This is a genomic window from Micromonospora lupini str. Lupac 08, from assembly GCF_000297395.2.
Classification (GTDB): Bacteria; Actinomycetota; Actinomycetes; order Mycobacteriales; family Micromonosporaceae; genus Micromonospora; species Micromonospora lupini.
The window spans coordinates 223,754-236,444 of record NZ_HF570108.1; the positions used below are offsets into that span (position 1 = coordinate 223,754).

9 protein-coding genes and 1 pseudogene are annotated in these 12,691 nt (G+C 71.7%); 3 read left to right on the plus strand and 7 right to left on the minus strand.

The window, feature by feature from the left end; genetic code table 11:
• The first annotated feature begins 41 nt into the window (after positions 1 to 41).
• Together MILUP08_RS02255 and MILUP08_RS02260 are read left to right on the plus strand one after the other, a co-directional pair.
• Positions 42 to 2,978, plus strand: coding sequence for a galactose-binding domain-containing protein (locus MILUP08_RS02255; protein ID WP_007454383.1), 2,937 nt, complete (start codon positions 42 to 44; stop codon positions 2,976 to 2,978).
• A 186-nt stretch (positions 2,979 to 3,164) separates the two neighbouring features.
• Complete coding sequence (locus MILUP08_RS02260) at positions 3,165 to 6,869, plus strand: discoidin domain-containing protein (protein ID WP_007454386.1); 3,705 nt, start codon at positions 3,165 to 3,167, stop codon at positions 6,867 to 6,869.
• 30 nt (positions 6,870 to 6,899) lie between these two features.
• Here MILUP08_RS02260 and MILUP08_RS02265 read toward each other — a convergent pair whose 3' ends face one another.
• Positions 6,900 to 7,670: a crotonase/enoyl-CoA hydratase family protein gene (locus MILUP08_RS02265; protein WP_007454388.1), complete on the minus strand. Its 771-nt coding sequence runs from the start codon at positions 7,668 to 7,670 to the stop codon at positions 6,900 to 6,902.
• A 185-nt stretch (positions 7,671 to 7,855) separates the two neighbouring features.
• On the opposite strand from MILUP08_RS02265, the gene MILUP08_RS02270 reads away from it, so the two are divergent.
• Positions 7,856 to 8,710, plus strand: coding sequence for a Rieske (2Fe-2S) protein (locus MILUP08_RS02270; protein ID WP_039907168.1), 855 nt, complete (start codon positions 7,856 to 7,858; stop codon positions 8,708 to 8,710).
• Between the two features lie 452 nt (positions 8,711 to 9,162).
• Here the strand turns inward: MILUP08_RS02270 and MILUP08_RS02275 are convergent.
• From MILUP08_RS02275 to MILUP08_RS02300, 6 genes and pseudogenes are all read right to left on the minus strand, one after another.
• Positions 9,163 to 10,212, minus strand: a pseudogene (locus MILUP08_RS02275) (LysM peptidoglycan-binding domain-containing protein); the annotation flags it as partial.
• A gap of 14 nt (positions 10,213 to 10,226) precedes the next feature.
• The gene (locus MILUP08_RS02280) at positions 10,227 to 10,658 is read right to left on the minus strand and encodes a pilus assembly protein TadG-related protein (protein ID WP_007454395.1); all 432 of its coding nucleotides are present in this window, start codon (positions 10,656 to 10,658) and stop codon (positions 10,227 to 10,229) included.
• The gene (locus tag MILUP08_RS02285; protein WP_007454396.1) at positions 10,655 to 11,122 is read right to left on the minus strand and encodes a TadE family protein; all 468 of its coding nucleotides are present in this window, start codon (positions 11,120 to 11,122) and stop codon (positions 10,655 to 10,657) included. The genes MILUP08_RS02280 and MILUP08_RS02285 overlap by 4 nt, the downstream gene beginning before the upstream one ends.
• On the minus strand, positions 11,119 to 11,562 hold the full coding sequence (locus tag MILUP08_RS02290) for a TadE/TadG family type IV pilus assembly protein (RefSeq protein WP_007454398.1): 444 nt from the start codon (positions 11,560 to 11,562) through the stop codon (positions 11,119 to 11,121). Before MILUP08_RS02290 ends, MILUP08_RS02285 begins: the two co-directional genes overlap by 4 nt.
• Positions 11,563 to 11,567: 5 nt before the next feature.
• Entirely contained in the window at positions 11,568 to 11,771 is a 204-nt protein-coding gene (locus tag MILUP08_RS02295; RefSeq protein WP_007454399.1) for a hypothetical protein, read from the minus strand.
• Positions 11,772 to 11,795: 24 nt separating this feature from the next.
• Positions 11,796 to 12,665, minus strand: coding sequence for a type II secretion system F family protein (locus tag MILUP08_RS02300; protein ID WP_039907173.1), 870 nt, complete (start codon positions 12,663 to 12,665; stop codon positions 11,796 to 11,798).
• Between the last annotated feature and the right edge of the window lie 26 nt (positions 12,666 to 12,691).

Sequence of the window (12,691 nt, forward strand, 5' to 3'; positions counted from 1 at the left end):
CGGGGGACCTGGCCTGCCTGACGAAAGGGAGAGCGCAGCTCATGGCCAACCACACCACCGCCACCCCGCACCACCTCCGACACCCGGCACGCGTCGGGCTGGCCGCGATCGCCGCCACCCTGCTCGCCGCCACCACGGTGACCGCCCTCGCGGTGACCGGCACCGCCACCCCGGCCTCGGCTGCCGGGTTGTCCCCCTTCGACATCTCCGGCCGTGGCGCGACAGTCCCGTTCGTCGAGCAGGAGGCGGAGAAGGCCGCGCACAACGGCACGAAGATCGGCCCGGACCGTCGCTACGGCACGCTGCCGTCGGAGGCGTCCGGCCGCGAGGCGGTCACCCTCGACTCCGTCGGCGAGTACGTCGAGTTCACGCTCACCGCACCGGCCAACGCGGTCACGTTCCGGCACAGCCTGCCGGACAGCTCGGCCGGCACCGGTCGGGACGCCGCCCTCGACCTGCGGGCCAACGGCACCCTGCTGAAGTCGGTGCCCGTGACGTCGCGGTACGGCTGGTACTACGGCGGATACCCGTTCAACAACAACCCGGGCGACACGAACCCGCACCACTTCTACGACGAGACCCGGGCGATGTTCGGCACCACCTACCCGGCCGGTACGAAGATCCGTTTGCAGGTCTCCTCGACCGCCCAGTCGCCGACGTTCACCATCGACCTGGCCGACTTCGAGCTGGTGGCCCCGGCGATCAGCAAGCCCTCCGGTGTCATCGACGTGGTCACCGACTTCGGCGCCGACCCGAGCGGCGCGACGGACTCCACAGCGAAGTTCCAGGCCGCGGTCGACGCCGGTAAGGCCCAGGGCCGGGCTGTCTGGATCCCGACCGGCACGTTCACCCTCTGGGACCACGTGGTGGTCGACGGGGTGACCCTGCGCGGCGCCGGTCCCTGGTATTCGGTGCTCGGCGGGCGGCACCCCACCGACCGCAAGCGGGCCGCCGGCATCTACGGCAAGTACGTCCCCGGCGGCGGCTACACGGGTGAGATCCGGTCGCACGAGGCCGGCGGACCGAGCCGCAACGTCACGCTGCGGGACTTCGCCATCATCGGCGACATCCGCGAGCGGGTGGACGAGGACCAGGTCAACGCCCTGGGCGGGGCGATGACCAACTCGGTGGTGGACAACCTGTGGTTGGAGAACACCAAGGTCGGGGCGTGGATGGACGGCCCGATGGACAACTTCACCATCCGCAACAGCCGGATCCTGGACCAGACCGCGGACGGGGTGAACTTCCACACCGGCGTCACCAACTCGACGGTGACCAACACGTTCGTGCGCAACACCGGCGACGACGCCCTGGCGATGTGGGCGCAGAGCGTGCCGAACGTCAAGAACTCGTTCACGCACAACACCATCGGTGTGACGCTGCTGGCGAACCACCTGGTCAGTTACGGCGGTCGGGACATCACGATCTCCGACAACGTGACCGCCGACTCGCTCACCAACGGCGGTGGCATCCACGTCGCCAACCGCTACCCGGGCGTGCAGGGCGACACCGCGGTCCGGGGCACCTGGACGATCGCCCGGAACACGTTGATCCGCAACGGCAACTCGGACTACAACTGGAACTTCGGCGTCGGGGCGATCTGGTTCTCCGCCCTCAACGAGGCGATCCAGCAGGCCACCATCAACATCACCGACACCGACATCCTGGACAGCTCGTACGCCGCGCTGCACTGGATCGAGGGCCAGAGCAGCGGGATCAATCTGAACAACGTACGGATCGACGGCGCCGGCACGTACGCGCTCCAGGTGCAGGCGCCCAGCCAGGTGTCCTTCACCAACGTGCGGGCCACGAACATCGCGCAGAGCAACCCGATGCACAACTGCGTGGGTGGCGGCTTCCAGATCACCCAGGGCAGCGGCAACTCGGGCTGGTACACGTCCACCCCGTACTGCGGGCCGTGGCCGGAGCCGCAGTGGGGTGGTGGCCCCAGCACCCCGCCGACCACCGGCCCCACCACCGCGCCGCCCACCACGGCACCCCCGACCACGGCACCCCCGACCACCGCGCCCCCGACCACGCCGCCACCCAGCGGCGGGAACCTGGCGCTGAACCGGTCGACGAGCGCGACCAGCACCAACCAGAACTACACGGCGGGCAACGCCGTGGACGGCAACGCGGGCACCTACTGGGAGAGCGCCAACAACGCCTTCCCGCAGTCCCTGACCGTGGACCTGGGCTCGGCCCGCCCGGTCGACCGGGTGGTGCTCAAGCTGCCCGCCGGCTGGGAACGCCGTACCCAGACCCTGTCGGTGCTGGGCTCCACCGACGGGTCGTCGTACGCCACAGTGGCGTCGTCCGCCGGCCGGGTCTTCGACCCGGGCAGCGGCAACACCGTCTCGATCGGGCTGCCCTCCGGTGACCGCCGCTACATCCGGGTCACGGTCACCGGCAACACCGGCTGGTCGGCCGCCCAGCTCAGCGAGATCGAGGTGTACGGCGGCACCGCCACCACGGCACCGCCGACCACCGCACCCCCGACGACGGCCCCGCCGACCACCGCCCCGCCGACCACCGCCCCGCCGACCACGCCCCCGCCCAGTGGCAACCTCGCGGCCGGACGGTCGGTCACCGAGACCAGCCACTCCGACGTGTACGCCGGGACCAACGCGGTGGACGGCAACGCCAACACCTACTGGGAGAGCGCCAACAACGCCTTCCCGCAGTCGCTGACGGTGGACCTCGGCGCAACCCGATCGGTCTCCCGGGTCGTGCTGAAGCTGCCGCCGTCGTCGGCGTGGCAGACCCGTACGCAGACGCTGGCGGTGCTCGGCTCCACCACCGGCTCGTCGTTCACCACCCTGAAGGCGGCCGCCGGGTACACCTTCAACCCGGCCAGCGGCAACACGGTCACCGTGACCTTCACGGCGACCAGCCAGCGGTACCTGCGGCTGACCGTCACCGGCAACACCGGCTGGCCCGCCGGTCAGCTCAGCGAGTTCGAGGTCTACTCCAGCTAGGCCGACGGCCCCCGCCCGAGCCGGGCGGGGGCCACCGGTCGGGCGCCCGGCGCAGCGCGGCACCGGGCCCGCCCGCACCCGTCCCACACCGCACCGTCCCCCACCTGTCGCGGCACGACGGGCGTACCCCTGCACCCGTCACCGGGCAACGCACCCACACCACCCCCGAAAGAGGTGTAGCCACCCATGTCGAGAAACGGCCCCACCCGAGGCACCCCGCGTACCGGCTCGCCCGGTCCCGCCCCCCGAGCCGACCGACTGCCGGTCCGTCGACGGATGCTGGCCGGCGCGCTCGCCGGACTGCTCCTCGCCGCCGTTCCCGCCCTCACCCCCGCGAGCGCGGCCCCGGCGGCGAAGCCGGCTCCGGCCCCGGCCGGCTCCGCCCGCGCGGCCCTGCTCGCCGGGCTCTCCGCCACCATGAGCGCCAGCAGCTACAACCAGAACTACGTGGCGAGCAACGCCAACGACGGCAACGCCTCGACCTACTGGGAGAGCGCCAACAACGCGTTCCCGCAGTGGATCCAGGCCGACCTCGGCGCCACAGTCAACGTGGACCGGGTGGTGCTCAAGCTGCCGCCGGCCTCGGACTGGCAGACCCGTACGCAGACGCTGTCGATCCTCGGCTCCACGAACGGCTCGACCTTCACCACCCTGAAGGCGTCCGGCGGCTACACGTTCGACCCGGGCACCGGTAACACCGCGACAGTCAGCTTCACCGCGGCCAGCACCCGCTACGTACGGGTGCAGGTCACCGGCAACACCGGCTGGCCGGCCGCCCAGCTCTCCGAGGTCGAGGTGTACGGCGCCAGCGGCAGCACCGACACCCAGGCCCCCAGCGCCCCCGGCAACCTGGCCTACACCCAGCCGGCCAGCGGCCAGATCCGGCTCGCCTGGTCCGCGTCCAGCGACAACGTCGGCGTGACCGGGTACGACGTGTACGCGAACGGCGGGCTGCGCGGCAGCGTCGGCGGCTCGACGCTGACGTACACCGACAGCCAGTCGGACAGCGCCACCGTCTCGTACTACGTGCGGGCCAAGGACGCGGCCGGCAACCAGTCGTCGAACAGCAACACGGTGACCCGGACCGGCACCGGCACCCCGCCGACCGGCACCAACCTCGCGGTCGGCAAGCCGATCACCGCCTCCGGGTACGTGCACACGTTCGTGGCCACCAACGCCAACGACAACAACGTGGCCACCTACTGGGAGGGCAACGGCAACCCGAGCACGCTCACCGTGCAGCTCGGTGCGAACGCGAGCCTCAGCCAGGTCGTGCTGAAGCTCAACCCGGACTCCTCCTGGGGCACGCGCACGCAGAACATCACAGTGCTGGGCCGGGACCAGGGCTCGTCGACCTTCACCACCCTGGTCGGCGCGGCGAACTACACCTTCAACCCGTCCAGCGGCAACACGGTGACCATCCCGGTCTCCGGCGCCGCGGCCGACGTACGGCTCTCGATCGCCTCGAACACCGGCGCACCGGCCGGGCAGGTGGCCGAGTTCCAGGTCATCGGCACCCCCGCGCCGAACCCGGACCTCACCGTGACCGGCATGTCGGTCAGCCCGTCGGCGCCCGTGGAGACGAGCACCATCACGCTCTCAGCCACCGTGCGCAACGCCGGCTCGGCAGCCTCCGGGGCCACAAACGTCAACTTCTACCTGGGCTCCACCCGGGTGGGCACCGCGTCGGTCGGCGGCCTGGCGGCCGGCGCCTCGACCACTGTCAACGCGAGCATCGGCACCCGCGACGCGGGCAGCTACCCGCTCAGCGCGAAGGTCGACGAGGCAAACGCCGTCGTCGAGCAGGACGACACCAACAACAGCTACTCCAACCCGAGCCCGCTGGTGGTGAACCCGGTCGCCACAAGTGACCTGGTCGCCTCGGCGGTGGCCTGGTCGCCGGGCAACCCGTCGGCCGGCAGCACCGTCAGCTTCTCGGTGTCGATCCGCAACGCCGGCAGCGTGGCGTCCGCCTCCGGGTCGCACGGCATCACGCTCACCGTGCTCAACGAATCGGGCACCGTGGTGCGTACCCTGACCGGCTCGTACTCCGGTGTGATCAACGCCGGGGCCACCGTCGGCCCGGTCAACCTGGGCACCTGGACGGCCGCGAACGGCAAGTACACCGTCCGGGTCGTGCTCGCCGCCGACAGCAACGAACTGCCTGTCAAGCAGGGCAACAACACAAGCGACCGTCCGCTCTTCGTCGGGCGCGGCGCCAACATGCCGTACGACATGTACGAGGCCGAGGACGGCGTGGTCGGCGGCGGCGCGGCGGTCGTGGGCCCGAACCGGACCGTCGGCGACGTGGCCGGTGAGGCGTCCGGTCGGCGCGCGGTGACTCTCAACTCGACCGGCAGCTACGTCGAGTTCACCACCCGGGCCAGCACCAACACGCTCGTCACCCGCTTCTCCATCCCGGACGCGGCGGGCGGCGGGGGCATCAACTCGACGCTCAACATCTACGTCAACGGCACGTTCCACAAGGCCATCGACCTGACGTCCCGTTACGCCTGGCTGTACGGCAACGAGACCGGCCCGGGCAACTCGCCGAGCGCGGGCGGGCCGCGGCACATCTACGACGAAGCCAACGTCATGCTCAACTCGACGGTCCCGGCCGGCAGCAAGATCCGCCTCCAGAAGGACGCGGCCAACACCACCAACTACGCCATCGACTTCATCAACACCGAGCAGGTCTCGCCGATCGCGAACCCGGACTCGGCCCGCTACGCGACGCCGGCCGGCTTCACCCACCAGGACGTGCAGAACGCCCTGGACCGGGTGCGGATGGACACCACCGGCAACCTGATCGGGGTGTACCTGCCCGCCGGCACCTACTCCACCTCGTCGAAGTTCCAGGTGTACGGCAAGGCGGTCAAGGTGACCGGCGCCGGGCCCTGGTACACCCGGTTCACCGCCCCCTCCGGCCAGGAGAACACCGACATCGGCTTCCGGGCCGAGAACTCGGCGGCCGGATCGTCGTTCGCGAACTTCGCCTACTTCGGCAACTACACCTCGCGCATCGACGGGCCGGGCAAGGTGTTCGACTTCGCCAACGTGTCGAACATCGTGATCGACAACATCTGGGCCGAGCACCAGGTCTGCCTCTACTGGGGCGCCAACACCGACTACATGACGATCAAGAACTCGCGGATCCGCAACCTGTTCGCCGACGGTGTCAACATGACCAACGGCAGCACCAACAACCTGGTCAGCAACAACGACGCCCGGGCCACCGGCGACGACAGCTTCGCGCTGTTCTCGGCGATCGACGCGGGCGGCGCGGACATGCGGGACAACATCTACGAGAACCTGTCTTCGACCCTGACCTGGCGGGCCGCCGGTGTGGCCGTCTACGGCGGCTACGGCAACACGTTCCGCAACATCTACATCGCGGACACGCTCGTCTACTCCGGCATCACCATCAGCTCGCTCGACTTCGGCTACCCGATGAACGGCTTCGGCGCGAGCCCGCCGACCCGTTTCGAGAACATCTCGATCGTGCGGGCCGGTGGGCACTTCTGGGGCGGGCAGACCTTCCCGGCGATCTGGGTCTTCTCCGCCTCGAAGGTGTTCCAGGGCATCCGGGTCAGCGACGTGGACATCGTCGACCCGACCTACAGCGGCATCATGTTCCAGACCAACTACGTCGGTGGGCAGCCGCAGTTCCCGGTCACCGACACGGTCTTCACCAACATCTCGATCAGCGGCGCCCGCAAGAGCGGTGACGCCTACGACGCGAAGTCCGGCTTCGGCATCTGGGTCAACGAGATGCCCGAGTCCGGGCAGGGGCCGGCCGTCGGGTCGGTCACCTTCAACAACCTGCGGTTGAGCAACAACGCGGTGGACATCAGGAACACCACCTCGACCTTCACCATCAACCGCAGCTGACCCACCCCGCACCGGATGCCGCCGGGAGGGTCACCCTCCCGGCGGCATCGCGCCGTGTCGGCCCTCGCCGGCCGCGAACCGGGCCGCCCCGGCCGCCGCGTCGGTGGCAAGCGAATCCATCCCGTACGCCAGCTCGGTCGCCAGCGCCTCCGCCTCGGGTCGGCCGGCGCCGGCGAGCACGGCCGCCCGGTCGTTGCGCAGGCAGGTCTGCGGATGCCTGGCGATCGCCGCCGCCAGTTCCTCGGCCGCCGCCCGCGCCTGGCCCGGCGGCACCACCCGGTTGACCAACCCCATGGCGTACGCCTCGTCGGCGGGCACCGCCCGCCCGGTGAGGATGAGGTCCAGGGCGCGGCTCTCACCGATCAGCCGGGGCAGCCGGACCGTTCCGCCGTCGATCAGTGGCACTCCCCAGCGTCGGCAGAACACTCCGAGCGTGGCGTCGGACTCGGCGACCCGCAGGTCGCACCAGAGCGCCAGCTCCAGGCCGCCGGCCACCGCGTACCCGGAGATCGCCGCGATCACCGGTTTGCTCAGCGCCATGCGGGTCGGCCCCATCGGGCCGTCGCCCTCCGGCTCGACCCGGTTGCCGCTCGGCGTGCCGATCGCCTTGAGGTCGGCGCCGGCGCAGAACGTGCCGCCGGCTCCCCAGAGCACTGCCACCGCCGCGTCCGGATCGGCGTCGAAGGCGCGAAAGGCGTCCGCCAGCGCCCGCGCGGTAGGCCCGTCGACGGCGTTGCGCGCGGCCGCCCGGTCGAGCACCACCGTGGTAACCGCACCAACCCGTTCCACGCGCACACCCATCGAACCAGCATGCCCGCCGGGCCCCACACCCCCACAATCCCCGCCGATCTTGCACTTCTGGTCGCCGGTTCGCGGCTTGTGCCCCGGATTGCCGGAGCAGAAAGTGCAAGATCGGCGTGGGTGGGCGCGGCAGGTTTGTCGTCGCCGACCGGTTTGCGACGGCGATCGCCGGGAAGTCGGTACCCGTGCGAGCACTTTTGACGAAAGTCGAGCAGGACTCCCGGCTGGACCGCGCGGGTGACCGGTTGCAGAAGGTCGTCCTCGGCACGCTGCGTCCGCGGCGGCTGCGGGACCTGCTGCACGGCGTGACGTTGGGGCATCCGCTGCACCCGGCGATGGTGCAGGTGCCGGTCGGCGCCTGGATCAGCGCCGCCGTGCTGGACCTGATGCCGGGCCAGCGCCGACCGGCCACCGTGCTTGTCGGCCTGGGCACCGTCAGCGCGTTACCGGCCGCGGTCGCCGGCCTGAACGACTGGGCGGTGCTGTCCCGGGACCAGCGCCGGGTCGGCCTGGTGCACGCCGCCGCGAACACCGTCGGCGTGGGCCTCTACGCCGGCTCGCTGGCGGCGCGGCTCTCCGGGCGACACGGCGTCGGTCGGGCACTCGGATTCCTCGGCCTCTCCGCCGTCAGCCTCGGCGCGTACATCGGTGGTCACCTGGCGTACAAGCAGGGCGCTCAGGTCAACCAGAGCGTGTCTGAGCTGCACCGGATGACCGACGGCTGGCACTCGCTTGCCGACATGGCGACCCTGCCGCAGCGCACCCTGATCACCCGGGAGGTCGACGACGACATCTCGGTGATCCTCTACCGCCACGGTGACGAGGTCACCGTGATGCTTGAGCGCTGCCCGCACCAGAGCGGACCGCTCGGCGAGGGCGAGGTCCAGGAGATCGACGGCCACGCCTGCGTGGTCTGCCCGTGGCACGGCAGCGCGTTCCGACTCAACGGCGGCGAGGTCGTGCAGGGGCCCTCCGGCAACGACCAGCAGATCCTGCCCACGCGAATCCAGGACGGCGTCCTCCAGACCCGCCTGCCCTGACACGCTCCGCCAAGCCCGACCGGTCGGCTTCGTCGGTGCCGACCAGTCGGCAGCTCTCTCGGCACGCGCCGTCGGCTGACAGGTCAGCCGCGTCGGTGCCGACCGGTCGACGGCTCGTCCGACGCGGCATCCCAGCCGGGCCCGCCGGCGGCCAGTCCGCGCTGGTCACCGCCGGTCCAGCCTTCCTCGCCGGTCCAGCCCTCGTCGCGGGCCCAGCCTTCGTCGCCGGTCCAGCCTTCCCTGCCGGCCCAGCCTTCGTCCCCGGTCGGGCCCGGCGCGCCGCTGACGGCTGGGCCTCCGGTCGGTGCTGCCGTGCTCTCGGTGGCGGCTGCCGCGCGGCCGGCGGCCCACGCGGCGCCGCTGCTCCGACGACCGCTGCGGGAGCTGCCACTGCTCCGACCCGCGCCGCCTCGGGGCACGCGGGTGTTCGTCGTCAACCGAGGGGCGGCACCGGCGGTGGCCGGCCGGCGGCGCAGCCCGAGAACCGCGCCGATCTGCGCGCCCACGATGCTCGCCACGGCCAGGACGGCGGAGACCGCCAGCGGTCGGTTCACCCGGTCGGTGGCCCCGGCCCGTGCCGCGCCGACGGTCATCGTGGGTTCCTGACCTGTCGACTCCGTACCGCCGGGGGGTGCCTGCTCCGTCCGCTCCGGCGCGGTCCGCTCCGGCGCCGGCCGCGGGGCCGGCGGCTTGGGCGCGGCGGGACGGCGGACGAGTTTGCCGGTGGCGTGCGTGCGGGCGCCCTGGTCGGTGGCCTCCGCCGGCAGCCGGAGCAGCTGGCCGGGGCGAATTCGATCCGGGTCGTCCAACCGGTTCAGCTTGGCGAGCTGTCGATAGTCGCCGAACTCGTCGAGGTACCGTTCGGCCACCTCGCCGAGATAGTCGCCCCGCGCCACCCGATACACCGGAGCGGCCTGGTCACCGCCGCCCGGCCCAGGTGGCGCGACCAGTCCGAGCGGCCCGCTGCCGGCCGCTCTGACCGGCCCGCTGCCGGTCGTCGCGAGCGGCCCGCTCCCGGCCAGTCCGAGCGGGCCACTTCCGGGCAGTCGGGCCGCGCTTGTCGACGCGCTCGACTGGGCGTACGCCGGACCGGTGTAGACCGCGGCGGCGCTGGCGGCGGCCGGGCTGGCCGCGAGGATCAGCGCGACCGAACTGACAAGCGCGGCGGCGGCCTTCTGCTGGCGGCTCATCCCCGGCAGCTTCGGCGCCGGCCGACGCAGGCTCTGCGCACCCAGTTCGACCACGACGGAGAAGGCGAACGTGGCCCAGCCGAACCAGCCGGCCAGCGCCAGGGCCCGCAGGAAGAGCTGCCCGTCGTCGCGGCTGGTCAGGGCGGTGCCCATCTCGGCGAGGGAGGGCAGATGGTCGGGCAGGGGATTGCCCGCGAAGGCGAGCAGCGCGACGGGCGCGCCCACCACCAGAGCGCAGAGCACGACGAGCGCGCCGACGCCGGTGAGGACGCGTCCGGTCCGCCGTACGACGGACCGACCCGATGCGGACATGGCGGCCTTCCTTCCTACGGTCCTGCGGTGATGGCCCGCGCGGTCGCCTCGCCGCTGACGGTGACCCGGTCGGCGAAGCCGAACAGCCCGAGCATCGAGCGGCGGTAGGTGATCGTGACGCGTACCCGGACGACGGTCTCCCCGGCGATCTGCGGGAAGCTGACGGTGTGGCCGGTGGTCCCGGCGGTGGAGAGGTAGTTGGCGACCGCGATGCGGGCCTGCCGCTGGTCGATCCGCGTCGGCCCACCCTCGATCGCGGTGGCCCGGTCGATGGCCTGCCCGCCCGCGCGGGCCGCCTCGGCGGCCAGGTTGTCGGCGTGCTGCAGCGTGCGCAGTTGCCCGGCGCCGTCGAAGGAGAGCCCGACGATGGCCAGTACGCCGACCATCGCCACCGCCAGGAAGATGCTGACCCTCCCGTGGTCGCCGGACAGCGGACGGCCGTTCATCCCCGGCTCCGGTAGCGGTCCAGTGGCGAGGTGAACCGTGCCACGATGCGGTTCTCGCTTGGCATCCCGGGCACGGCGGCGAGCCGCAGGTCGCGGAACGACACCTGACAGACGATCTCGACGGTGACCGTGGCGTCCTGCCCGAGCGCGCTGCGGTAGGCGTCGTCGAAGCTGGTGGCCGTGCCGCCGACCGAGCCGGTGAACCTCAGCGTCGGAGCGCCGGTGCAGGCCAGACCCCGCCAGTCCAACTGTTGGCGGGCCGCGTCCCGGGCCGCCTTCCGGGCGTCGCCCGCAGTCCGGGAGATCGAGGCGGCCCGGGACGCGTCGTGAGCGGCGGTGTCGAGCGCCTCGGCCGCCACCGCGCTGCGCCCGGCCACGCCGGCCAGCACCATCAACGCGATGAAGGCGGGCGCGAGCACCGCCACCTCGATGGAGACCGAGCCCCGCTCGGCGGCCCGGTTCACGGCGGGGTCACCCGCTCCACCGTCCCGTGCGCGGTCTGCCGCACCGCGAAGTCCACGCCGGGCACCACCGACAGGGACCGGCCGGTCACCGTGCAGGTCACCTCGATCGCGGTGGTCACACAGGCCGGACCGATCTTCTCCCAGCCCACCAACCAGCTGCCCGCGGCGGTCAGGAACCGGGTGGCGCTGGCCTTCCCGGCCTCGTCCGACGCGTTGTACACCCGCTGGGCGTTGACCCCGCTCTGCGCGGCGTTCAAAGCGGTGGAGCGGGCCAGGAACACGGCCGCGACCTGGATCGAGGCGAACAGGAGCACCAGGATCAGCGGCATCATCACGGCCAACTCCACCGGGTTGGCGCCCCGCTCCCGGTCACCGGCCGCGAGGCGGCACCGGACGGCGCGAACCGTCCGGCGCCACTTCGGGAACGCGGCTCGGCGCATGTCGGCTACTTCGGGTTCGCGTGGCCCGGAATGGCATTCATCCAGTCCCTGGCCTTGGTGAGGGCCAGGCCGGTGACGATTGTCGCCACGAAGACCAGACCGAAGATGATCACGGCGGTGGGTACCGGGCTGTCGCCGCGCTCGGCGTCCCGCCGCAGCTCGGCGAAGCGCGTCGTCACCACGACGTGCAGGTAGGTGAGGATGGACATGGCGTACTCCTTCTCGGGGTCGGATCAGACACGGGCGATGAACGGATAGACGACGAAGCCGAGCAGCACGAAGACGAGCAGCGCGCCCGGGATGTCGAGTCGGCTGGTCACGCCCTCGGCGCGGGCCAGGTTGTCGGTGCGGATCTGGTCGCGCAACGAGTCGGCCCGGCTGCGCAGGGTCTCGTGCACCTGCGCGCCCTCGCTGCCGGAGGAGCGCATGATCGCCCCGACGTCGCCCAGCTCCGGGATGCCGATCTTGTCGGCGAGGTCACGCAGCTCGTCCCAGGGCGCGTGCATCTGCATCTGGGCGATCTTCAGCGACTCCTGAAGCCTGTCGAACACCCAGCCGTCGCAGACCGCCGCGGCCCGCTCCAGCGACTGCACCGGCCCGTGCGCGGCGGAGAGTTGCAGGGCCACCAGATCCAGGTACGTGCAGACGGCCTGGCGGAACTCGTCGCGGGCGGCGTCCGCCTTGGCAAGCACCGAGCGGTGCGCCAGCAGGCCGGCGATCAGCGCCATGCCGAGGCCACCCAGCACCGGTACGACAAGCGGCAGTGACACGCCGAGCACGAACAGCGCCACCCCGAGCAGGGTCGGCGTGGCCAGTCCGATGAGCGCGGACAGCAGCACCGACAGCGCGTACTGCTCGGAGGTCTGACCGATCAGGGCGAGCTGCCGGTGCGGTGGTCGCAGCCAGCGGGACGGTCCGGTCAGCCAGTCCAGCCGGCGGGAGGCGGGAGCGGCCACCCGCCCGGTGCCCGGCGGCTGGTGCAGGCGGCGCAGCGCCGGCCCGAGCGCGGGGGTCGCCGGCACCAGCTCCCGGACCACCAGAAACAGGCCCAACCCGATCGTCGCCCCGCCACAGACCGCGACGGCGAGGTACCAGTTGAGGATCATCGCGACCGCCTTCCGGTGCCGCG

Coding starts and splice junctions, on each gene's coding strand:
- MILUP08_RS02260 (WP_007454386.1), top strand. CDS start 3,165: ATGTCGAGAAACGGCCCCACCCGAGGCACCCCGCGTACCGGCTCGCCC.
- MILUP08_RS02265 (WP_007454388.1), bottom strand. CDS start 7,670: ATGGGTGTGCGCGTGGAACGGGTTGGTGCGGTTACCACGGTGGTGCTC.
- MILUP08_RS02280 (WP_007454395.1), bottom strand. CDS start 10,658: ATGAACGGCCGTCCGCTGTCCGGCGACCACGGGAGGGTCAGCATCTTC.
- MILUP08_RS02290 (WP_007454398.1), bottom strand. CDS start 11,562: ATGCGCCGAGCCGCGTTCCCGAAGTGGCGCCGGACGGTTCGCGCCGTC.
- MILUP08_RS02295 (WP_007454399.1), bottom strand. CDS start 11,771: ATGTCCATCCTCACCTACCTGCACGTCGTGGTGACGACGCGCTTCGCC.
- MILUP08_RS02255 (WP_007454383.1), top strand. CDS start 42: ATGGCCAACCACACCACCGCCACCCCGCACCACCTCCGACACCCGGCA.